Source organism: Klebsiella huaxiensis, from assembly GCF_003261575.2.
Classification (GTDB): Bacteria; Pseudomonadota; Gammaproteobacteria; order Enterobacterales; family Enterobacteriaceae; genus Klebsiella; species Klebsiella huaxiensis.
In genome coordinates, this window is the sequence record NZ_CP036175.1 from 1,538,226 (window position 1) to 1,561,759 (window position 23,534).

The 23,534-nt window shown below is 56.2% G+C and carries 19 protein-coding genes; 16 read left to right on the forward strand and 3 right to left on the reverse strand.

Features of this window, described 5'->3' with window-relative positions; genetic code table 11:
* The first annotated feature begins 82 nt into the window (after positions 1–82).
* The 11 genes from trmJ to sseB all read left to right on the forward strand — a co-directional run bounded on the left by trmJ (position 83) and on the right by sseB (position 8,961).
* The gene (gene trmJ, locus DA718_RS07420) at positions 83–820 is read left to right on the forward strand and encodes a tRNA (cytosine(32)/uridine(32)-2'-O)-methyltransferase TrmJ (protein WP_112215454.1); all 738 of its coding nucleotides are present in this window, start codon (positions 83–85) and stop codon (positions 818–820) included.
* Between the two features lie 206 nt (positions 821–1,026).
* The gene (gene iscR, locus DA718_RS07425) at positions 1,027–1,518 is read left to right on the forward strand and encodes a Fe-S cluster assembly transcriptional regulator IscR (protein ID WP_112215455.1); all 492 of its coding nucleotides are present in this window, start codon (positions 1,027–1,029) and stop codon (positions 1,516–1,518) included.
* 178 nt (positions 1,519–1,696) lie between these two features.
* Positions 1,697–2,911: a cysteine desulfurase gene (gene iscS, locus DA718_RS07430; protein ID WP_112215456.1), complete on the forward strand. Its 1,215-nt coding sequence runs from the start codon at positions 1,697–1,699 to the stop codon at positions 2,909–2,911.
* 26 nt (positions 2,912–2,937) lie between these two features.
* Entirely contained in the window at positions 2,938–3,324 is a 387-nt protein-coding gene (gene iscU / locus DA718_RS07435; RefSeq protein ID WP_005120408.1) for a Fe-S cluster assembly scaffold IscU, read from the forward strand.
* A gap of 15 nt (positions 3,325–3,339) precedes the next feature.
* Positions 3,340–3,663, forward strand: coding sequence for an iron-sulfur cluster assembly protein IscA (iscA, locus tag DA718_RS07440; RefSeq protein ID WP_110272092.1), 324 nt, complete (start codon positions 3,340–3,342; stop codon positions 3,661–3,663).
* A gap of 75 nt (positions 3,664–3,738) precedes the next feature.
* A complete protein-coding gene (gene hscB, locus DA718_RS07445; RefSeq protein WP_112215457.1) occupies positions 3,739–4,254 on the forward strand; it encodes a co-chaperone HscB in 516 nt (171 codons plus the stop codon).
* A 15-nt stretch (positions 4,255–4,269) separates the two neighbouring features.
* Positions 4,270–6,120 carry a Fe-S protein assembly chaperone HscA gene (gene hscA, locus DA718_RS07450; protein ID WP_112215458.1) on the forward strand — a complete coding sequence of 617 codons (1,851 nt, stop codon included), beginning with the start codon at positions 4,270–4,272 and terminating at the stop codon, positions 6,118–6,120.
* 1 nt (position 6,121) lies between these two features.
* The gene (gene fdx, locus DA718_RS07455) at positions 6,122–6,457 is read left to right on the forward strand and encodes an ISC system 2Fe-2S type ferredoxin (RefSeq protein ID WP_112215459.1); all 336 of its coding nucleotides are present in this window, start codon (positions 6,122–6,124) and stop codon (positions 6,455–6,457) included.
* Position 6,458: 1 nt separating this feature from the next.
* Positions 6,459–6,659: a Fe-S cluster assembly protein IscX gene (gene iscX, locus DA718_RS07460; RefSeq protein WP_112215460.1), complete on the forward strand. Its 201-nt coding sequence runs from the start codon at positions 6,459–6,461 to the stop codon at positions 6,657–6,659.
* A gap of 177 nt (positions 6,660–6,836) precedes the next feature.
* On the forward strand, positions 6,837–8,123 hold the full coding sequence (gene pepB, locus DA718_RS07465; protein WP_112215461.1) for an aminopeptidase PepB: 1,287 nt from the start codon (positions 6,837–6,839) through the stop codon (positions 8,121–8,123).
* Between the two features lie 61 nt (positions 8,124–8,184).
* Positions 8,185–8,961, forward strand: a complete 777-nt coding sequence (sseB, locus tag DA718_RS07470; protein ID WP_112215462.1) for an enhanced serine sensitivity protein SseB — start codon at positions 8,185–8,187, stop codon at positions 8,959–8,961.
* Positions 8,962–9,001: 40 nt separating this feature from the next.
* On the opposite strand, the gene sseA is transcribed toward sseB, so the two are convergent.
* The 3 genes from sseA to DA718_RS07485 form a co-directional block, all read right to left on the reverse strand.
* Complete coding sequence (gene sseA, locus DA718_RS07475; protein ID WP_112215463.1) at positions 9,002–9,847, reverse strand: 3-mercaptopyruvate sulfurtransferase; 846 nt, start codon at positions 9,845–9,847, stop codon at positions 9,002–9,004.
* Positions 9,848–9,971: 124 nt separating this feature from the next.
* The gene (locus DA718_RS07480) at positions 9,972–11,156 is read right to left on the reverse strand and encodes an amidohydrolase (RefSeq protein WP_112215464.1); all 1,185 of its coding nucleotides are present in this window, start codon (positions 11,154–11,156) and stop codon (positions 9,972–9,974) included.
* Between the two features lie 35 nt (positions 11,157–11,191).
* The gene (locus DA718_RS07485; RefSeq protein ID WP_112215465.1) at positions 11,192–12,403 is read right to left on the reverse strand and encodes a hypothetical protein; all 1,212 of its coding nucleotides are present in this window, start codon (positions 12,401–12,403) and stop codon (positions 11,192–11,194) included.
* A gap of 529 nt (positions 12,404–12,932) precedes the next feature.
* Between DA718_RS07485 and DA718_RS07490 the strand changes: the two genes are divergently transcribed.
* The 5 genes from DA718_RS07490 (at position 12,933) to rodZ (ending at position 23,515) form a co-directional block, all read left to right on the forward strand.
* Positions 12,933–17,879, forward strand: a complete 4,947-nt coding sequence (locus tag DA718_RS07490) for an alpha-2-macroglobulin family protein (protein ID WP_112215466.1) — start codon at positions 12,933–12,935, stop codon at positions 17,877–17,879.
* Complete coding sequence (gene pbpC, locus DA718_RS07495; RefSeq protein WP_112215467.1) at positions 17,880–20,204, forward strand: peptidoglycan glycosyltransferase PbpC; 2,325 nt, start codon at positions 17,880–17,882, stop codon at positions 20,202–20,204. It abuts the gene before it with no gap.
* A gap of 160 nt (positions 20,205–20,364) precedes the next feature.
* On the forward strand, positions 20,365–20,796 hold the full coding sequence (gene ndk / locus DA718_RS07500; RefSeq protein ID WP_004114414.1) for a nucleoside-diphosphate kinase: 432 nt from the start codon (positions 20,365–20,367) through the stop codon (positions 20,794–20,796).
* A gap of 288 nt (positions 20,797–21,084) precedes the next feature.
* Positions 21,085–22,251: a dual-specificity RNA methyltransferase RlmN gene (gene rlmN / locus DA718_RS07505; protein WP_112215468.1), complete on the forward strand. Its 1,167-nt coding sequence runs from the start codon at positions 21,085–21,087 to the stop codon at positions 22,249–22,251.
* A 274-nt stretch (positions 22,252–22,525) separates the two neighbouring features.
* Positions 22,526–23,515, forward strand: coding sequence for a cytoskeleton protein RodZ (gene rodZ / locus DA718_RS07510; RefSeq protein ID WP_112215469.1), 990 nt, complete (start codon positions 22,526–22,528; stop codon positions 23,513–23,515).
* Positions 23,516–23,534 lie beyond the last annotated feature (19 nt).

Consider the following 23,534-nt stretch of genomic DNA (forward strand, 5'->3'; position numbering starts at 1 on the left):
GGCGCATATAGTAACAGTGAAATCTGCTTATGTCTCCGTTTTATGATAGCATGCATGAATAATCTTTAGCCGAAGAACCATAATGCTGCAAAATATTCGAATCGTACTGGTAGAAACCTCACACACCGGCAATATGGGCTCCGTCGCCCGCGCAATGAAAACCATGGGGTTAACCAACCTCTGGCTGGTCAACCCGCTTGTTAAACCCGATTCCCAGGCCATCGCCCTGGCGGCCGGTGCCAGCGACGTGATTGGCAACGCAAACATCGTTGATACCCTTGATGAAGCGCTGGCGGGCTGTAGCCTGGTGGTCGGTACCAGCGCACGCTCCCGCACGCTGCCGTGGCCGATGCTCGACCCGCGTGAATGTGGCCTGAAAAGCGTCTCTGAGGCACAGCATGCGCCAGTCGCGCTGGTATTTGGTCGCGAGCGCGTTGGCCTGACTAACGACGAGTTACAGAAATGCCACTACCACGTAGCGATTGCGGCGAACCCGGAATACAGCTCGCTGAACCTGGCGATGGCGGTGCAGGTTATCTCCTACGAAGTGCGTATGGCCTGGTTGGCGGCGCAGGAACAAGACGAACCCGTCGTTGAGCACGAAGAGACCCCGTACCCGCTGGTGGATGATTTAGAGCGCTTCTACGGTCACCTCGAGCAGACGTTGCTGGCGACCGGTTTTATCCGCGCCAGCCATCCGGGCCAGGTGATGAACAAGCTGCGTCGTTTGTTTACCCGTGCGCGCCCGGAAAGTCAGGAGCTGAACATCCTGCGCGGGATGCTGGCGTCGATTGAGCAGCAGCAAAAGAATAAAGAGTAATCTCCCTTCCTCTCCCTGTGGGAGAGGGCCGGGGTGAGAGCATCTGGTCGTGCTGAGGTAAAACGGCACTGAAAGCCAAATACTTGACTAAAACAGTCAAGTAAATAGTTGACCAATTTACTCGGGAATGTCAGACTTGCCCTTGCTATGCAATACCCATATTAATAAAAAGCCCGGGCAGGGGCGAGTTTGAGGTTAAGTAAGACATGAGACTGACATCTAAAGGGCGTTATGCCGTGACCGCGATGCTTGACGTTGCGCTCAACTCTGAATCGGGTCCGGTTCCGTTGGCTGATATTTCAGAGCGTCAGGGAATTTCGCTCTCCTATCTGGAACAGTTATTCTCTCGCCTGCGTAAAAACGGCCTGGTATCCAGCGTCCGTGGCCCAGGCGGCGGCTATCTGTTAGGTAAAGAAGCGGGTAGCATCGCGGTTGGCGAAGTTATCAGCGCAGTAGACGAATCCGTTGACGCCACTCGTTGTCAGGGTAAAGGCGGCTGCCAGGGTGGCGATAAGTGCCTCACTCACGCGCTGTGGCGCGATCTGAGCGAGCGGCTGACCAGTTTTCTGAATAACATCACGCTGGGCGAACTGGTGAATAACCAGGAAATCCTTGATGTTTCCGGTCGTCAGCATAGTCATGAATCCCAGCGTAATACCCGTGTTCAGGACGCTATCGACGTTAAACTGCGCGCGTAGTCCTCACTTCGTTTCATCTTGCGGCTACCTGGCTGCAAGCTGAAACAGGCAGGGGAAAAGATTATAAAAAAGATTTTCGAATCAGGCCGGGATGTTTCGATATCCCGTCTACTCGGTCGTACATCCAACCGGTAGCCTGGTTCATTGCATTGAAGCGATGTACGGAGTTTATAGAGCAATGAAATTACCGATCTATCTCGATTACTCCGCAACCACGCCGGTGGACCCGCGTGTTGCCGAGAAAATGATGCAGTGTTTAACCCTGGACGGAAACTTTGGTAACCCGGCCTCCCGTTCACACCGTTTTGGCTGGCATGCTGAAGAGGCGGTAGATATCGCCCGTAATCAGATTGCCGAGCTGGTCGGTGCTGACCCACGCGAAATCGTCTTCACCTCCGGTGCGACTGAGTCCGACAACCTGGCGATTAAAGGTGCAGCCAACTTTTATCAGAAAAAAGGCAAGCACATCATCACCAGCAAAACCGAACACAAAGCCGTACTGGACACCTGTCGTCAGCTCGAGCGCGAAGGGTTTGAAGTGACTTACCTCGCTCCGCAGCCTAACGGCATTATCGATCTGAAAGAACTCGAAGCGGCGATGCGTGATGACACCATTCTGGTCTCCATCATGCACGTTAACAACGAAATCGGTGTGGTACAGGATATCGCGACCATCGGCGAACTGTGCCGCGCCCGCGGTATCATCTATCACGTTGACGCGACTCAGAGCGTGGGCAAACTGCCTATCGATCTGAGCCAGCTGAAAGTTGACCTGATGTCCTTCTCTGGTCACAAAATTTACGGCCCGAAAGGCATCGGCGCGCTGTACGTGCGTCGCAAACCGCGTATCCGTATCGAAGCGCAGATGCACGGCGGCGGTCACGAGCGCGGCATGCGTTCCGGTACTCTGCCTGTCCACCAGATCGTCGGCATGGGCGAAGCTTACCGTATCGCGAAAGAAGAGATGGAGACCGAAATGGCCCGTCTGCGCGGTCTGCGTAACCGTCTGTGGGAAGGCGTGAAAGACATGGAAGAGGTGTACCTCAACGGTGACCTCGAGCAGGGCGCGCCGAACATTCTCAACGTCAGCTTTAACTACGTTGAAGGCGAGTCGCTGATTATGGCGCTGAAAGACCTGGCGGTTTCCTCCGGATCAGCCTGTACTTCCGCGAGCCTTGAGCCATCCTATGTGCTGCGCGCGCTGGGCATGACCGACGAGCTGGCGCACAGCTCCATTCGTTTCTCTTTAGGTCGTTTCACTACCGAAGAAGAGATTGACTACACCATCAAGCTGGTTCGTAACTCCATCGGCCGTCTGCGCGATCTTTCTCCGTTGTGGGAAATGTTCAAACAGGGCGTGGATATCAACAGCATTGAATGGTCACATCACTAATTCGGCACCAATAAGGAGAATTCATCATGGCTTACAGCGAAAAAGTAATCGATCATTACGAAAATCCACGTAATGTGGGTTCTTTCGACAACAGCGACGAAAGCGTCGGTAGTGGCATGGTCGGTGCACCGGCATGCGGCGACGTGATGAAGTTGCAGATTAAAGTCAACAATGAAGGTATCATTGAAGACGCGCGTTTCAAGACCTACGGCTGCGGTTCCGCCATTGCCTCCAGCTCCCTGGTCACCGAGTGGGTGAAAGGGAAATCACTGGACGAAGCACAGGCGATTAAAAATACCGATATTGCAGACGAGCTTGAACTGCCACCGGTGAAAATTCACTGCTCTATCCTGGCGGAAGACGCGATTAAAGCCGCGATTGCGGATTACAAAAGCAAACGTGAAGCGAAATAATTAAGAGGTTATTGTATGTCGATTACTCTTAGCGACAGCGCAGCGTCGCGAGTTAATACCTTCCTGGCCAACCGTGGCAAAGGCTTTGGCCTGCGTTTAGGTGTTCGCACCTCGGGCTGTTCAGGCATGGCCTACGTGCTGGAATTTGTTGACGAGCCGGCGGCAGAGGACACCGTGTTTGAAGATAAAGGTGTCAAGGTAGTGATCGACGGCAAAAGCCTGCAGTTCCTTGACGGCACTCAGTTGGACTTCGTCAAAGAAGGTCTGAACGAAGGGTTTAAGTTCACCAACCCTAACGTGAAAGACGAGTGCGGCTGCGGCGAAAGCTTTAACGTATAATTGCAATGTAATCAAAACCCCGCTGCGGACGTCCGTAAGTGGGGTTTGCTTTATCTCGTTAACCCTGAGGTTGCTATGGACTATTTTACCCTCTTCGGGTTACCGGCCAGCTATACCCTTTCATTAGAACCCCTGGCTGCCCGGTATCAGGATTTACAGCGCCAGTACCACCCCGATAAATTCGCCAACGGCAGCGCAGCTGAACAGCTTGCAGCGGTGCAGCAATCTGCGACTATCAATCAGGCATGGCAAACCCTTCGCCATCCATTGACCCGCGCCGAATATCTCCTTTCGCTTCACGGTTTTGATCTCGCCAGCGAGCAGCACACCGTGCGTGATACTGCGTTCCTGATGGAACAACTGGAACTTCGCGAAGAGCTCGATGAGATAGGCAAGGCGCAAGATGAAGCGCGTCTGGAAAGCTTTATCAAGCGGGTAAAAGTGCTGTTTGATACCCGCCATCAGTTGATGGTCGAACAACTGAATAACGAGGCGTGGGATGTGGCAGCGGATACTGTACGCAAGCTGCGTTTTCTCGATAAACTGCGAAGCAGTGCGGAACAACTCGAAGAAAAACTGCTCGATTTTTAATTTTCGGAAGCAATTATGGCCTTATTACAAATTAGTGAGCCTGGTCTGAGTGCCGCGCCGCACCAGCGTCGTCTGGCGGCCGGTATCGACCTGGGCACCACCAATTCACTGGTTGCTACCGTGCGTAGCGGTCAGGCCGAAACGTTGCCTGACCATCAAGGGCGCTATCTGCTGCCGTCAGTGGTTAACTATCAGGCTTCAGGTTTGACGGTTGGCTATGACGCGCGACAGAACGCGGCACTGGATCCGGTCAACACCATCAGCTCCGTTAAACGCATGTTGGGACGCTCTCTGGCGGATATCGAAGCTCGGTATCCGCATCTACCGTATCAACTGCAGGCCAGTGAAAACGGCCTGCCAATGATTCACACCGCTGGCGGCCTGCTCAACCCGATTCGCGTTTCAGCCGATATCCTGAAGGCACTTGCCGAACGTGCTACCGAAGCGCTGGCGGGCGAGCTTGACGGGGTGGTGATTACCGTTCCGGCCTACTTCGACGACGCCCAGCGTCAGGGGACTAAGGACGCCGCGCGTCTGGCGGGCCTGCACGTGTTGCGTCTGCTGAACGAACCGACCGCGGCGGCGATTGCCTACGGCCTGGACTCCGGTCAGGAAGGAGTGATTGCGGTTTATGACCTCGGCGGCGGCACCTTTGATATCTCCGTGTTGCGTTTAAGTCGCGGTGTGTTTGAAGTGCTGGCGACTGGCGGCGATTCCGCGCTCGGCGGCGACGATTTTGATCACCTATTGGCCGATCATATCCGCGAACAGGCGGGTATTGCCGATCGTAGCAACAACCGCCTGCAGCGTGAGCTGCTCGATGCGGCTATCGCTGCGAAGATTGCCCTAAGCGATGCCGATGTGGCGCGGGTGGACGTTGGCGGCTGGCAGGGCGAAATTACCCGCAACCAGTTTAATGACCTGATCGCGCCGCTGGTGAAACGCACGCTGCTGGCCTGCCGTCGCGCCTTGAAAGATGCGGGCGTTGAGGCGCAAGAGGTGCTGGAAGTGGTGATGGTCGGCGGTTCAACCCGCGTACCGCTGGTCCGTGAACGCGTTGGCGAGTTCTTTGGCCGCACGCCGCTGACCTCTATTGACCCGGACAAAGTCGTTGCCATCGGCGCGGCGATTCAGGCGGATATCCTGGTCGGCAATAAGCCGGACAGCGAACTGTTGCTGCTTGACGTTATCCCGCTCTCTCTTGGGCTGGAAACTATGGGCGGTCTGGTCGAGAAAGTCATCCCGCGCAACACCACCATTCCGGTGGCGCGCGCGCAGGAGTTCACCACCTTCAAAGATGGCCAGACGGCGATGTCTATCCACGTGATACAGGGCGAGCGCGAACTGGTGCAGGACTGCCGCTCACTGGCGCGCTTTGCGCTACGTGGGATCCCGGCGCTACCGGCGGGCGGGGCGCATATTCGCGTCACCTTCCAGGTGGATGCTGACGGCCTGCTGAGCGTGACGGCGATGGAAAAATCGACCGGCGTTGAGGCCTCCATCCAGGTGAAACCGTCCTACGGCCTGACCGATGGCGAGATCGCCAACATGATTAAAGATTCGATGAGCTACGCCGAGCAGGACGTTCAGGCGCGGATGCTGGCCGAGCAAAAAGTCGAAGCCGCACGCGTTCTGGAAAGTCTGGTGAGTGCGCTGGCCGCCGACGCCGCGCTGTTAAGCGCCGCAGAGCGTCAAGCTATCGATGACGCTGCGGAGCAAGTGCGCACCGCAGCGGCAGGCGATGATGCCGATGCGATTAAAGAAGCGATTAAAAATATCGACACACAAACCCAGGAATTTGCCGCACGTCGTATGGATCAATCGGTCCGTACCGCGCTGAAAGGCCAATCCGTGGACGAGGTTTAAAATGCCAAAAATTGTTTTTCTGCCCCACCAGGACCTGTGTCCGGATGGCGTAGTTGTGGAAGCTGAGATCGGTGAGACTATCCTTGATGCTGCCCTGCGTAGCGGTATTGAGATTGAACACGCCTGCGAAAAATCCTGTGCCTGCACCACCTGCCACTGCATCGTGCGCGAAGGCTTTGACTCGCTGGCTGAAAGTACCGAAGATGAAGACGACATGCTGGATAAGGCCTGGGGGCTTGAGCCCGACAGCCGTCTGAGCTGCCAGGCGCGCGTGACCGATGACGATTTGGTCGTCGAAATTCCGCGCTACACCATCAATCACGCACGCGAGCATTAATATGGGACTGAAATGGACCGATAGTCGTGAAATCGGCGAAGCGCTGTACGATGCTTTTCCGGATCTCGACCCGAAAACCGTTCGCTTCACCGATCTGCATCAGTGGGTTTGCGAGCTGGAAGAGTTTAATGACGATCCAAACGCATCCAATGAAAAAATTCTGGAGGCGATTCTGCTAGTCTGGTTAGACGAAGCAGAATAATTTTTGCGTCATGATTCGCGCCGCAGGTGCGTTGGCTACGTTCGCTCACCCCAGTCACATAGTTTGCTATGCTCCCGGGGATTCGCTCACTTGCCGCCTTCCTGCAACGCGAATCATTTAGCAAAAGATCTAACGGGCTGCCATTCGGTGGCCCGTTTGCTAAGAAGGATAATGATAATGACCGAAGCTATGAAAATTACGCTGACCGCTCAGCCAGCCGATGCGCGCTGGGGAGAAAAAGCGTCTTACAGCATTAATAATGACGGTATCACCCTGCACCTGAACGATAAAGACGACCTGGGTTTAATCCAGCGCGCAGCGCGTAAAATTGACGGCATGGGCATCAAACACGTTGCGCTCGATGGCGAAGGCTGGAATACAGACAGTGCGTGGGCGTTCTGGGCCGGTTATAAAGGTCCAAAAGGCAGCCGTAAAGTTGAGTGGCCAACTCTGGACGATGCGCAGAAGAGTGAACTGGATAGCCGCCTGACCATCATCGACTGGGTCCGCGACACCATCAACGCCCCGGCAGAAGAGTTGGGGCCGGAGCAGTTAGCGCAGCGCGCGGTTGACCTGCTGTGCAGCGTCGCCTGTGACAATGTTTCTTATCGCATCACGAAGGGCGAAGATTTGCGCGAGCAGAACTATCTGGGTCTGCACACCGTTGGCCGCGGCTCTGAGCGTCCGCCGGTCCTGCTGGCGCTGGACTATAACCCAACCGGCGATAAAGAAGTCCCGGTTTACGCCTGTCTGGTCGGTAAGGGCATTACCTTTGACTCCGGCGGCTACAGCATCAAGCAAAGCGCCTTTATGGATTCGATGAAATCCGATATGGGCGGTGCTGCGACGGTGACCGGTGCGCTGGCGTTTGCTATCACTCGTGGCCTGAACAAACGCGTGAAGCTGTATCTGTGCTGTGCCGATAACCTGATTAGCGGCAACGCCTTCAAACTTGGCGACATTATTCGCTATCGCAACGGCAAAACCGTTGAAATCATGAATACCGATGCCGAAGGCCGTCTGGTGCTGGCGGATGGCCTGATTGATGCTTGTGCACAGAAGCCTGAGCTGATTATCGATGCTGCTACCCTAACCGGTGCCGCAAAAACCGCGCTGGGCAACGATTATCATGCGCTCTTCAGCTTTGATGACAATCTGGCGAATCGTCTGCTGGCAAGCGCTCGGGCCGAGAACGAAGCGTTCTGGCGTCTCCCGCTGGCCGAGTTCCACCGCGGTCAGTTGCCGTCGAACTTTGCGGAACTGAACAATACTGGCAGCGCGGCCTATCCGGCGGGTGCCAGCACGGCAGCAGGCTTCTTGTCCCACTTCGTCGAGAACTATCATGAAGGCTGGCTGCATATCGACTGCTCTGCGACCTACCGCAAATCTGCCGTTGAGCAGTGGTCGGCGGGGGCGACAGGCCTCGGTGTGCGCACCATTGCGAATTTGCTGACTGCGGAATAACCTTTTCCCCTCACCTTACTCTTTTCCCTGGGTGAGGGGGTATTACCGTTCTGGAACCACTATGTCCGAAACTAAAAATGAGCTAGAAACTCTGCTGGAAAAGGCGGCGACTGAGCCAGGCCATCGTCCGGCGTTTTTCCGCACCTTGCTGGAAGCCACCGTCTGGGTGCCTGGCGCAGGCGCGCCGGGCGAGCAGGTCGTCGAAGACAGCGTGCTGGATTTGCAGCACTGGGAAAAAGATGACGGCACCTCGGTGATTCCTTTTTTCACCTCGCTGGAAGCGCTGCAACAGGCCGTGGAAGACGAGCAGTCTTTTGTGGTGATGCCGGTGCGAACGCTGTTCGCTATGACCCTCGGCGAGACGCTGTATCTCAATGCCAAACTGCCAACCGGCAAAGAGTTTGCGCCGCGAGAGATTAGCCACCTGCTGGGCGAAGAGGGAAGCCCGCTCAGTACTCAGACCGTGCTCGAAGGCGGCGCGCCGCTGCTGTTGTCCGAAGTTGCTGAACCGCCTGCGCAGATGGTTGATTCGCTGACTACGCTGTTCAAAACGCTGAAAACGGTGAAACGTGCGTTTTTATGCTCAATTAAAGACAGCGCCGATGCGCCAGCTAACCTGCTGATTGGTATTGAAGCGGAAGGTGACGTCGAGGAGATCATTCAGGCAACCGGCAGCGTAGCGACTGATACGCTTCCCGGCGACGAACCAATTGATATCTGCCAGGTGGTGGAGGGCGAAAAGGGCATCAGCCACTTTATGATTGCCCACATCACGCCGTTCTATGAAAAGCGCTGGGGCAGCTTCCTGCGTGACTTTAAGCAAAATCGTATTATCTAAACACAACGGGGGCTTAAGCCCCCGTTGTTCTATCTGCTATCTACTGCGCCGGTTCAATCGGCAAATCCGTCCGCGCGCCCCATTCACTCCATGAGCCGTCATATAGGCTAACGCCGTTGACGCCGAGGGTGGTGAGCGCTAATACCACCACTGCCGCCGTTACGCCGGATCCGCAGCTGGCAATAATCGGCCGCTCAAAATCAACGCCCTGACGAGCGAAAATCTCGTTCAGCTCATCAACGGTTTTGAGTTCGCCGTTAATCACCAGCTCGGTCCAGGGGACGTTTCGTGCGCCGGGAATATGCCCGCTACGCAGACCTGGACGCGGTTCAGACACCAGACCATTAAAGCGTGCCGCCGGGCGAGCATCGACGATCTGTGCCGATCCTTCATGGCTAACTAACAATACATCGGTCAGGCGTTTGATCACCAGCGGATCGAAGCGGCCGTCAAAATCACCTTCCGGCAATTCAGGAAGGCCTTGCTCCAGCGGTAGCTCATCGCGACGCCAGCCTTCGAGGCCACCCGCAAGTATCGACACTTTTTCGACACCGAAAGTACGCAACATCCACCAGGCGCGCGGTGCGGAGAAGAGATTACCTTCATCGTACACCACCAGATGCTTATCGCTGTTCACCCCAAGTTCGCGCATGGCAACGGCAAATGCCTCCGCGCGCGGCATCATATGCGGCAGCGGGCTGGTATGGTCGGAAAGGGCTTCGATATCGAAAAAGACGGCGCCAGGAACGTGGCCTGCCAGATATTCAGCGTTGATATCGCGATCGTCCTGCCCTGGCGGGGCCATCCGCGCATCGATAATTTGGATTTCCGGGTCATCAATATGTTCCGCCAGCCAGTCGGCAGCGACAAAAAACGAGGTAGACATAAGTGCCTCCGTGTCATCAACAATAGAGTGATTGTTGTTGTTTTTAACGATATCGACAAGGCATTTTCAAGGGGATGCGGTGGTAATGTGATATTCCCCCGAACGGCGTCGGGGGAGTAGCCTGTTAAAACTGGCTTTGCTGCAGGTAGCGCCAGGCGTACTGTGCGTACAGCTCGGCACCGCTTTTCATCACCTGCTCATCGATATTAAAGCAGCCGTGATGGTGCGCGTAATCGCTACCTTTCTCTTTGTTACCTGAGCCGAGCAGCGCGAAGGCACCGGGGATATTCTCCATATAAAAACTGAAATCTTCTCCACCGGTGGTCGGCTTTTCGTTGAAAAGAACCTTGTCGCCAAACGCATCGCGGATAACCGACTGCGCCAGCAGCGCGCTGCGCTCCTCGTTGATCACCGGCAGCGTACCGTAGCAGTAGTCAACCTGAGCCGTCGCGCCGTAGACTGCGGCGGTATGCTCTGCATAGCGGGTAATCGCCGCCTCCAGACGTTGACGCGCTTCAATGCTGAAGCAGCGCACGGTGCCATCAAGAACGGCGTTCTCAGCGATGACGTTAAAGCGCGTGCCGACGTCCATTCTGCCGATGGTTACCACGGCGGACTCCAGCGGCGAGGTTTCACGCGCCACGATGGCCTGGAGATTCATCACAAATGCAGAAGCGACAACGGCGGCATCGACGCACGCTTCTGGCATCGAGCCGTGACCGCCGCGGCCACGAAACGTTACTTTCAGCAAATCCGCCGAGGCAAAGGATGAGCCGACGTTGCAGGATATTTTGCCGGATGGCGTACCCGACCAGATATGCATCCCAAAAACGTTATCCACGTTGTCGATAGCCCCCTGCTTAATCATCGCCTTTGCACCTTCAGCGATCTCTTCCGCAGGCTGAAAGATCAGACGTACGTTGCCTACCAGCTGCTCGCGGATTTCATATAACGCGTGGGCAGCGGTCAGTAGCATAGCGGTATGGGAATCATGGCCGCAGGCATGCATTTTTCCCGTCGTTTGCGATTTGTAGTCGAGCTGATCGTTGAGCTCCAGCACCGGCAAAGCGTCCATATCGGCGCGCAGGGCCACGGTTTTACCCGGCTGACCGCCGATGATATCGGCGATAATGCCTGTCGGATGGGTACGGCGGTATGGAATACCGATGGCTTCCAGTTCAGCGGCGACGCGATCGGTGGTGCGCTTCTCCTCCCACGGCAGCTCAGGATGGGCGTGCAGGTCGCGACGAAAAGCGATCATCGCCGGTTCTTCTCTGGCGATAATCTCGGTAATGGCAGGGTTAATCATCAATGGCTCCATAATTTGCTAAAAATTCAACGCGCTCAACCAGCGATCGGTGTCAGGTAACCGACCAGTATTCCAGCCAATACCACCGAAACCATGGTGACGGAGACGAACCCGCCCACCAGCATCGGGCCCAGCATATGGTGGGTCAACATCTGGCGCTCTTTTTCATCGTGGGTGAGGGCGTTGATGGCCTCGTTGGTAATAATATAGTCGGCGGGAAAACCGTACAGCGCGGTCAGAGAGATGGCGAATGCCATCGGGCCGCTGACGCCAAGCAGTTTCCCAACCAGCCAGGAGACGATAAACATGCCGATAACCGCCGTGGCGATTAATACTACCATCGGGAAAAGCAGGCGCAGCAGCATCTCCGGGGTCGCTTTATTCAGCGTATCAAAGATAAATAGCATCAATCCCATAATGGCGAAGCCGAAGCCGTTGGCCTTATGCAGCGTGTGTTTTTCGAGGAAGCCCAGCGAAGTAAATACCACGCCAAAAAACAGACACAGTACAAATGGGCTGATGTTCACTATTGGCCTGGCAAGGTCGGCAACAAACCAGGCCAGACAGCCGACCAGCGCCAGGCGCAGGAATTTGAAGTAGTTGCTGTTATAGCTGCCAGGGATTTTACTGAACAGGCGCGGCATTTTCTCTTCCCCGACGGCGAGCATAGCGTGCTCGTCCGGGACGTCATCATGGTGGTGCTCACCGCTGCGGTAGCGGGCCAGCAGCGTTTTGCCTTCGCGTTGTAACATGATGGCGGTTAGAGGATATCCGGCGAATCCTTGCATCACGTAAACCAATATGGCAAAAACCGATAGATCAACCAGACCGGCGTTGCTTGCACCTTGCGACATAATCAGCGATGAGACGATACCGCCGACCAGCGGAGGAATGGTGACCAGCGCGGTGTTGCGGTCGAACATCACCATACATACCGCAAAAACGGCGGCCGTTATTCCGGCGATACCTGCGAGGGAGATAACCACGGTTTTCCACTGCTGGGCCAGCTCTTTAAGCGACAGCAGGGTGCCCATATTCGTGATTAATAAATACATCAGCATTATGGCAACAGGGGTGCCTATCCCAGCACGGCTGATAATATCCGCAGGGAAAAATGTCCAGTAACCAATCAGAAACAAAACTGCGCAGACAAATACCGAAGGGATCCAGGCTTTTGTGCGGGTAGAAACAACGTCGCCGATATAAAGAATTAAAACAATAATCGACAGTGCGACCATTTGTGACATAAATAACTTCCATATTATTTATCCCATATATGTTTATGGGACGGGTGGATATTGTGTTGTCAGGTAACTGCGGAACGCGCAGATAATATCTTCGCCAGGGAGATAATTTATGCTTTAGAGGCGTTGATATATATCAATTAATTGAAAATGCGAGATTTGTCAATTTATACTCGTCATACTTCAAGTTGCATATGCGTTGGCCACGTTCATTCACCCCAGTCACTTACCCGAGTAAGCTCCTGGGGATTCGCGCACTTGCCGCCTTCCTGCAACTCGAATTATTTAGGGTATATATAGGTTTGCTTTGGATAGATACTCAGAATAACAAGACAGCAATAAATTCCTTTTTCAGAGGAAGTAAGAAAAATCCTGGGTTAGCCTATTTGACTAATTCATGAATCCTGATGCTCAGTTCAGAGGTCTCTTTTGCCGGACATTGTTAACGAGCGTGCTATTGGTAATTCTGCCGTTCACGCATAATAATGAGTTCACTGAATGTATCTGGCCCTCGGGCCGAGGGGTTAGAAGGATGAAACCATTTCGTTTGGCGGCGCTATCTCTGGCGCTACTTACTGCGTTATCGTTGACCGGCTGCGATGACAGCGGCAAACCACAGGCGGCTGCCCCAGCGGCCTCCACGGCGGCGGATAAAGACAATGCGAAACCGGACAGTGCCCAGTTGGCGGCGCTGGCGGAAAAAAGCCAAGGCAAAGCGCTAACGCTGCTGGATGCCTCGGAAGTGCAGCTCGAAGGCGCGGCGACGCTGGTGCTGACTTTTTCTGTCCCTTTACAGCCGGATCAGGATTTCTCCCGCAGCGTACATCTGGTCGACAAAAAGAGCGGCAAAGTCGACGGTGCCTGGGAGCTGGCGCCAAATCTTAAAGAGCTACGGTTGCGCCATCTGGAGCCAAAACGTGAGCTGATTGTTTCGGTGGACCCAACCCTGGCGGCGCTGAATAAAGCGACTTTTGACAGCAGCTTCGAAAAAACCATTACCACCCGCGATATTGCCCCAAGCATTGGTTTTGCCAGCCGTGGCTCGCTACTGCCGGGGAAAGTCGTTGCCGGACTACCGGTGATGGCGCTGAATGTCGATAACGTCGATGTGAACTTTTTCCGCATCAAACCGGAATCACTCTCCGCTTTTGTCAGCCAGTGGGAATACCGTAATTCGCTGAGCAACTGGGAGTCGGATGAGCTGCTGAAGATGGCCGATTTGGTCTATACCGGCCGTTTCGACCTTAACCCGGCGCGCAATACGCGCGAAAAATTACTGCTGCCGCTGGCGGATATCAAGCCTCTGCAAGAGCCGGGCGTCTATATTGCGGTGATGAATCAGGCGGGCCACTATAACTACAGCAACGCCGCGACGCTGTTCACCCTTAGTGATATCGGCGTATCCGCACACCGTTACCACAACCGGCTGGATGTCTTTACCCAGAGCCTCGAAAACGGTACTGCGCAGTCCGACATTGACGTTCAACTGCTGAATGCCAAAGGGCAGACTCTGGCGCAAGCGAAGAGCGATGCTCAGGGACACGTCACGCTGCAAACTGATAAAGACGCGGCGCTGCTGCTGGCGCGCAAGGACGGGCAAACCACACTGCTCGACCTCAAACTCCCGGCGCTGGATCTGGCGGAGTTTTCGATTGCCGGTGCGCCGGGCTTCACTAAGCAACTGTTTATGTTCGGCCCGCGCGATCTCTATCGACCGGGCGAAACGGTGGTTCTCAACGCGTTACTGCGCGATAGCGACGGCAAACCGCTGGCCGAGCAGCCGGTGAAGCTGGAAGTGGTGCAGCCGGACGGCCAGGTGATTCGTTCGACGGTAAGCAAGCCAGTTAACGGTCTGTACCAGTTTACGTATTCGCTCGATAGCGGCGCGGCAACCGGGATGTGGCATATCCGCGCCAGCACTGGCGACAACCAGCCGCGCGAGTGGGATTTCCACGTTGAAGATTTTATGCCCGAGCGCATGGCGCTGAACCTGACGCCGCAAAATGCGCCGATTGCGCCCGCTACTGATGTCAGTTTTGCCGTGACCGGCGCTTATCTGTACGGCGCGCCGGCCAGCGGCAACCAGTTACAGGGCAAGCTGTTCCTTCGCCCGCTGCGCGATGCGGTGCAAGCGCTGCCGGGCTTCCAGTTTGGCGATATTGCCGAAGAGAACCTTTCCCGCAGCCTGGATGAAGTACAGGCCACGCTCGATGAGCAAGGTCATGCGCAAGTGACCACCGCCAGCCAGTGGCAGGAGAGCCACTCGCCGCTGCAGGTAATTTTGCAGGCCAGCCTGCTGGAATCCGGTGGTCGCCCGGTTACGCGCACCGTCAGGCAGCCAATCTGGCCTGCCGAGGCGCTGCCGGGCATTCGTCCGGAATTTGCCCTGAAAGAGATATACGACTATCGCACTGACAGCACCATCAAACAGCCGGTGGTGGATGAAAACGGCAACGCGGCGTTTGAGATTGTCTATGCCGACGCCAAAGGCGAGAAGAGGGCGGTTTCTGGTCTACAGGTGCGGTTGATTCGCGAACGCCGCGATTACTACTGGAACTGGTCCGATAGTGAAGGTTGGCAGTCGCAGTTCGATCAAAAAGATCTTCAGGAAGGAGAGGAGTCGCTGGATCTTACTGCCGGGCAAACGGCAAAAGTCAGCTTCCCGGTTGAGTGGGGCTCTTATCGACTGGAGGTCAAAGGGCCGGACGATGTTGTCAGCAGCGTGCGTTTCTGGGCCGGATACAGTTGGCAGGATAACAGCGATGGTCAGGGGGCCGCGCGTCCGGACCGCGTTACCATGAAGCTGGATAAACCAGCCTATAAACCGGGTGACACTATCAAGCTGCACATTGCCGCTCCGGCAGCCGGTAAAGGCTATGCGCTGGTGGAATCAAGTGAGGGGCCGCTTTGGTGGCAGGAAATTGATGTTCCGGCGGAAGGTATGGATTTGTCGATTCCGGTGGATAAAGCCTGGAATCGCCACGACCTGTATCTCAGCACCCTGGTGATTCGTCCGGGGGATAAATCACGCTCCGCGACGCCAAAACGGGCTGTGGGGTTGCTGCATCTGCCGCTTGGTGATGAAAACCGCCGTCTGAATCTGGCGCTGGAAGCGCCGGATAAAATGCGTCCGAACCAACCGCTGACGGTGAAAGTGAAAGCCAGCGTCAAAGAAGGCGAGACGCCGAAGCAGGTCAACGTTCTGCTCTCCGCCGTCGATAGCGGCGTATTGAATATTACCGACTATGCGACGCCGGATCCGTGGAACGCTTTCTTCGGTCAGAAGCGCTACGGCGCGGATATTTACGATATCTACGGTCAGGTCATTGAAGGGCAGGGGAGACTCGCTAGCCTGCGTTTCGGCGGCGATGGCGACGAACTCAAGCGCGGCGGCAAACCGCCGGTTAATCACGTAACCATTGTCGCCCAGCAGGCGCAGCCGGTGGTGCTGGATGAGAAAGGCGAAGGCACGGTAACGTTACCGATTGGCGATTTTAACGGCGAACTGCGGGTGATGGCCCAGGCGTGGAGCGCTGATGATTTTGGCAGTAGTGAAGATAAAGTGATCGTTGCAGCGCCGGTCATTGCCGAGCTGAACATGCCGCGCTTCCTCGCCAGCGGAGATACGACACGCCTGGCGCTGGATCTCAGCAACCTGACCGATAAGCCGCAAACGCTCAACGTTGCGCTGAACGCCAGCGGCCTGCTGCAGCTTGAAGGCGGGGAAATACCGCCGGTACAGCTGGCGCCCGGCGCGCGCAGCACTCTGTTTGTTCCCGTTCGCGCCCATGAAGGCTTTGGTGACGGCCATGTTAACGCCACTATCAGCGGTCTGAACCTGCCTGGTGAAACCTTCACCCCGATGCAAAAACAGTGGACGCTGGGCGTGCGTCCGGCGTTTCCGGCACAAACCGTGAATTCCGGCGCGGTTCTGCAGCCGGGCGAAGGCTGGCAGGCTCCGGCTGGGCAAAGTCAGGGCTTCTCGCCCGCCACGCTGCAAGGGCAACTGGTATTCAGTGGTAAGCCGCCGCTGAATCTGGCGCGCTATATTCGCGATCTCAAAGCTTACCCTTACGGTTGTCTGGAACAAACCACCAGCGGACTGTTCCCGTCGCTCTATACCAACGCCGTTCAGCTAAAAGCGTTGGGGATCAGCGGAGACAGTGATGAAAAACGGCGCGCGGCGGTGGATATCGGCATTTCGCGCCTGCTGCAAATGCAGCGCGATGATGGCGGTTTCGCCCTGTGGGATAAACAAGGACCGGAAGAGTACTGGCTGACCGCTTACGCGATGGACTTCCTCGTGCGAGCGGGAGAGCAGGGCTATAGCGTGCCGACGAATGCTATTAACAACGGCAACCAGCGCCTGCTGCGGTATTTACAGGAACAGGGTCTGATGACCGTTCGCTATAGCGATGATGCCCAGGCCAGCCGCTTTGCTGCTCAGGCCTATGCTGCGTTGGTGCTGGCGCGGCAGCAAAAAGCACCGCTCGGCGCGCTGCGCGAAATCTGGAATCGCCACGAGCAGGCGCGTTCTGGTCTGCCGTTGTTGCAGTTAGGCGTTGCGCTGAAAGCGATGGGAGATGCGCCTCGCGGTGACGAAGCTCTGAAGCTGGCAATGTCTACGCCGCGTCAGGATGCAAATCGCTGGCTCGGCGACTACGGTAGCGAGCTGCGCGACGATGCGCTGAAACTGGCGTTACTGGAAGAGAACAAGCTGCTGCCAGAGGCGCAAAACAGACTACTAAGTAACCTGGCTGAAGAGGCTTATGGTCAGCGCTGGCTCTCAACGCAGGAGACCAACGCGCTATTCCTTGCCGGGCGCTCGTTGCAGGACGTTCCCAGCAACTGGCAGGTGCAAACCTCGCTGCAGTCCGAACCGCTCTCCGGCGACAAAGCGCAAACTCGCAACCTGACCGGCGACCAGTTGGCGACGCTGGAGGTGACCAACACCGGTCAACAGCCGCTGTGGCTACGTCTCGACAGCAGCGGGTATCCGCAGAGCGCTCCACAGCCTGGCGGTAACGTGCTGGGTATTGAACGGCAAATTTTCGATACTCAGGGTCAGCAGAAATCGCTCTCTTCACTGCGCAGCGGTGAGCTGGTACTGGTGAAGCTGGAAGTCACAGCCAAACGCAACGTACCGGACGCGCTGGTGGTCGATTTACTTCCGGCAGGGCTGGAGCTGGAAAACCAGAATCTGGCCAACAGCAGCGCTAGCCTGCAGGAGAATGGCGAGGTGGTGCAGAATCTGCTCAACCAGATGCAGCAGGCGGATATCCAGCACATTGAATTTCGCGACGATCGTTTTGTCGCTGCGGTGGCTATCAACGAAGGACAGCCGGTGACCCTGGTTTATCTGGCGCGGGCGGTGACGCCGGGGACTTATCAGGTTCCGCAGCCGCAGGTGGAATCGATGTATGTGCCGCAGTGGCGGGCAACCGGCGCGGCCAGTGGTCCGTTGATTGTTACTCCATAAATGAAGTGTTTTACCGCGATAAAACGCCGCTGGCGCTGGCTGGCGGCGTTCTTTTTTCTTCTGTGGCTTGCGGTGCTGGCGGCTGACAGGCTATGGCCGCTGCCGCTACATGAGGTTACGCCCGCAAGGGTTGTGGTTGCGGAAGACGGGACGCCGTTGTGGCGCTTTGCCGATGCGCAGGGTGTCTGGCGCTATCCGGTGACGCTCGGTGACGTCTCACCGCGCTATTTGCAGGCGCTGATCCAGTATGAAGATCGCTGGTTCTGGGATCATCCTGGCGTTAATCCGTTCTCGATCGCGCGTGCCGCCTGGCAGGATCTGACCTCCGGGCGGGTGATCTCCGGGGGGAGCTCGCTGACCATGCAGGTGGCGCGCCTTCTCGATCCTCATCCTCGCACCTTCGGCGGCAAGCTGCGTCAGCTATGGCGGGCGCTGCAGCTGGAGTGGCATCTGTCAAAAAGCGAGATCCTTACGCTCTATCTCAACCGGGCGCCGTTCGGCGGCACGCTGCAGGGGATCGGTGCGGCCAGTTGGGCTTACCTTGGGAAACCTCCAGCTCAGCTAAGCTACGGCGAAGCGGCGCTGCTGGCGGTACTGCCGCAGGCGCCGAGCCGATTGCGCCCGGACCGCTGGCCCGAGCGGGCACAAGCGGCGCGCGATAAAGTGCTGCTGCGGATGCAGAGCCAGGGCGTGTGGCCGGAAAAACCGGTACGTGAAGCTATCGAAGAGCCGGTATGGCTATTCCCGCGTCAGATGCCGCAGCTGGCGCCGCTTTTTTCCCGCCGCGCGCTGGCGGGCAGCCGTGAAGATAAGGTGGTGACGACGCTGGATGCCGGGCTACAGCGGCAGCTGGAAGATCTGGCGTTAAACTGGAAATCGCGCCTGCCGCCGCGCAGCTCGCTGGCAATGGTGGTGGTTGACCATACCAATATGAAGGTGCGCGGCTGGGTAGGTTCGGCGGATATTAGCGATGATAGCCGTTTTGGTCATATTGATATGGTGTCGGCGGTCCGCTCCCCCGGTTCGGTGCTGAAACCGTTTGTCTATGGTATGGCGCTGGATGAGGGGCTGATTCATCCGGCGTCTTTATTGCAGGACGTCCCGCGACGCTTTAGCGATTACCGGCCGGGCAACTTCGACAGCGGTTTTCATGGGCCGGTGAGCGCTAGCGAAGCGCTGGTTCGTTCGCTGAACCTTCCGGCGGTGCAGGTACTGGAGGCCTACGGGCCGAAGCGGTTTGCTGCTAACCTGCGCAACGCTGGTCTGCCGCTGATGCTGCCAACGGGCGCGGAGCCGAATCTGTCGCTGATCCTCGGCGGCGCAGGGGCGAGGCTGGAGGATATCGTGGCGGCGTATAGCGCATTTGCCCGTCACGGCAAGGCCGCGCGCTTACGCATCACACCGAACGCTCCGCTAGTGGAAAGACCGCTACTGTCGCCGGGTTCAGCCTGGATTGTGCGGCGTATTCTTGCTGGTGAAGCGCAGCCGGTTCCTGATGCATCGCTGGTGCGGGTGGTACCGCTGGCGTGGAAAACAGGCACCAGCTACGGATATCGCGATGCCTGGGCGATCGGCGTTAATGCCCGCTATCTGATCGGCATCTGGACCGGGCGGCCCGATGGCACGCCGGTGGTCGGGCAGTTTGGTTTCGCCAGCGCGGTGCCGTTGCTTAATCAGGTGAATAATATGCTGCTGGCGCGACCAGCGATGGGTCGCGGCGGATTGCCGACCGACCCGCGTCCATCGTCGGTCAGCGCCGGGAACATTTGCTGGCCCGGCGGGCAGCATTTAGCATCAGGAGATGCGAACTGTCGCCGACGGTTGGCAACCTGGCTGCTGGATGAGAGCCAACCGCCGACGCTGCTGCTGCCCGGTCAGGAAGGGATTCGCGGCATTCGTTTCCCGGTATGGTTGAATGACAAAGGGCTGCGGGTGGCGGCAGATTGCTCCGGCGCGGTGGAAAAAAATATCGACGTCTGGCCGCTGCCGCTCGAACCCTGGCTCCCCGTTGGCGAACGGCGTCGCGCCAGGCTGCCTGCAGTATCGGCTGATTGTCCGCCAGTACAAACCGCGGACCCCGCGCCGCTGGTGCTATCCGGCATTCGCGAGGGATCGGTGATTAAACGTCTGCCCGGTGAGCAGAAGGTTATGCTACCGCTGCAAACGACCGGCGGGGAAGGGCGGCGCTGGTGGTTTCTGAACGGCGAACCGCTGGCGGTGGAAGGGGCCAGCACGACCCTCAGCCTGGAACGCGTCGAAAATTATCAACTGGTAGTGATGGATGAGGCCGGGCAAATTGTTGCCGCGAATTTCACCGTACAATAAGCGGAGCTGTCATAGATTGGTCGGATTTGTTGTTTAAGGTCGCTTTTTTTTAAAAAAATGTTACCTAAACACATAGGCAACCGCTGTAGATGATGATTATAATTCGCGCCGTATTTATCTGCTCATCTGCAAAACAGAACAACACATATAAGAGGTTATCATGGCTATTGAACGTACTTTTTCCATCATCAAACCAAACGCGGTGGCAAAAAACGTTATTGGCGGCATCTTTTCTCGCTTTGAAGCTGCAGGGTTCAAAATTGTCGGCACCAAAATGCTGCACCTGACCGTTGAGCAGGCTCGCGGTTTTTATGCTGAGCACGAAGGCCGCCCATTCTTCGACGGCCTGGTTGAATTTATGACTTCCGGCCCGATCGTCGTTTCCGTGCTGGAAGGCGAAAATGCGGTTCAGCGTCACCGTGACCTGCTGGGCGCAACCAACCCGGCGAACGCGCTGGCAGGTACTCTGCGCGCTGACTACGCTGATAGCTTCACCGAGAACGGTACCCATGGTTCCGATTCTGTTGAATCTGCTGCGCGCGAGATCGCGTTCTTCTTTGCGGAAGGCGAGGTTTGCCCACGCACCCGCTAATCCTCGTCGTCTTTTCGACCGTCGCGGTGTTGGCTGCGCGCGTTCACCCCGGTCACATAGTTATCTATGCTCCCGGGGCTTAACTTGCTTGCCGCCTTGCGACAATCGAAGAGCCATAGAGGATTAAGTATGTGGTTACGATTTTTTTATCATTGACTGCGTGCAAGCGTGGTATTGATGCGCCAGACTTTGTAGAATACAGCTCCCCGGACGAGCAGTTGCTCCCGGGGCGTTTCTTTTTCAACCCTCCAGGGGCCATAACGTGTAATAACGAGGCCGGGATCAATTATGTCTGAACAAATAGTCACACCTGATAGCGCCGCTCTGACGGTGCCGAATAAAGATGCCAAAATCAACCTGCTGGATCTGAACCGTCAGCAGATGCGCGAGTTTTTCAAAGATATGGGCGAAAAGCCTTTCCGCGCCGATCAGGTGATGAAATGGATGTATCACTATTGCTGCGATAACTTTGATGAGATGACCGACATCAACAAAGTCCTGCGCGGCAAACTGAAGGAAATCGCGGAGATCCGCGCACCCGAAGTTGTTGAAGAGCAGCGCTCCAGCGATGGCACTATCAAATGGGCGATTGCCGTTGGCGATCAGCGCGTTGAGACTGTGTATATCCCGGAAGACGATCGCGCGACCCTGTGCGTTTCTTCCCAGGTTGGCTGCGCGCTGGAGTGTAAATTCTGCTCCACGGCGCAGCAGGGCTTTAACCGTAATCTGCGGGTATCGGAAATTATCGGCCAGGTCTGGCGTGCTGCGAAAATTGTCGGCGCGGTGAAGGCAACGGGCGTACGTCCGATCACCAACGTGGTAATGATGGGGATGGGTGAACCGCTGCTGAACCTGACCAACGTGGTTCCGGCGATGGAAATCATGCTCGACGACTTCGGCTTTGGCCTGTCCAAACGTCGCGTGACTCTGTCGACTTCAGGTGTGGTACCTGCGCTGGATAAGCTTGGCGATATGATTGACGTTGCGCTGGCGATCTCTCTGCATGCACCGAATGACACCATTCGTGACGAAATCGTGCCGATCAACAAGAAATACAATATCGAGACCTTCCTGAACTCGGTGCGTGGCTACATTTCGAAGTCCAACGCCAACCAGGGTCGCGTGACTATCGAATACGTTATGCTGGATCACGTCAATGACGGTACCGAGCATGCGCATGAGCTGGCCGAACTTTTGAAAGATACGCCGTGTAAGATCAACCTGATCCCATGGAACCCCTTCCCGGGCGCGCCGTATGGCCGTAGCTCCAACAGCCGTATCGACCGTTTCTCCAAAGTGTTGATGGAGTACGGTTTTACCACGATTGTGCGTAAAACCCGTGGCGATGACATTGATGCCGCCTGCGGCCAGCTGGCGGGTGATGTAATCGACCGCACCAAGCGCACGCTGCGTAAGCGTATGCAGGGTGAAGCGATCGACGTTAAGGCAATCTGATAAATGATGCAACGCGCAACCCGGGTTGTGCGTTGCATATTTATGTTGAATAGCCGGGCGAAATACACTGGTTTGGTTAATAATTACGGTGCGTTTTTGTCGACTTTGAGGCAGTATGTAGCGGTACAACAACCGCTTAGCATTCAATATTGATAAGTCTCTGTGATAGTACGTCATACGGCCTTATACTGTTTGTCTGACGTTGAGCAGATGTCTCGCGGCGCGGGGTTACCGGCGCTGAACTTTAAATTTCACGTACCAGTAGTTGTAGCGAATGAATACTGAAGCCACTCAAGACCATCAAGAAGCAAACACCACGGGCGCGCGTCTGCGTACGGCCCGCGAACAACTCGGACTCAGCCAGCAAGCGGTGGCTGAGCGCTTATGCCTGAAGGTTTCCACGGTTCGTGATATTGAAGACGATAAGGCCCCAGCCGATCTTGCTTCAACCTTCCTGCGCGGCTATATCCGTTCTTATGCCCGCCTTGTGCACATTCCTGAAGAAGAACTGCTGCCAATGATGGCGAAACAGGCTCCCATTCGCGCGGCAAAAGTTGCGCCAATGCAGAGTTTCTCGCTGGGCAAACGTCGTAAAAAGCGTGATGGCTGGCTGATGAGCTTTACCTGGCTGGTCCTGTTTGTGGTGATCGGCCTCAGCGGCGCCTGGTGGTGGCAAGACCACAAAGCGCAGCAGGACGAGATCTCCACCATGGCCGATCAATCCACCGCTGAACTGAATTCTGGCGATAATAATAGCCAAAATATTCCTCTGGATAATGATTCGGCGAACTCTGCACCGGACGCTGTTGCTAACAGCGCGCCGGTAGATACTTCTACTGCGCCAGCGGTGTCAACCCCGGCTCCGGCCCCGGTAGATAACAACGCCGTTGTTGCGCCTTCTCAGGCAAATGTCGACACTGCGGCAACTCCAGCGCCTGCAGCGGTGAATCCAACCTCTCCACTACCCACCGATCAGGCAAACGTGGCCGCTACGGCGGCTTCAGCTCAGGATCTGGTGCTGAACTTCTCCGCTGATTGCTGGCTGGAAGTGAGCGATGCCACCGGTAAAAAGTTGTTCAGCGGTTTGCAACGTAAAGGTGGCAACCTGAATCTGAGCGGTCAGGCACCTTATAAGCTGAAAATTGGCGCACCGGCAGCTGTACAGATTCAGTATCTGGGTAAACCCGTCGATTTGAGTCGTTTTATCAGAACTAACCAGGTTGCGCGTCTGACCCTTAATGCCGAACAATCACCGGCGCAGTAATAGACGGGTAACGCGGGAG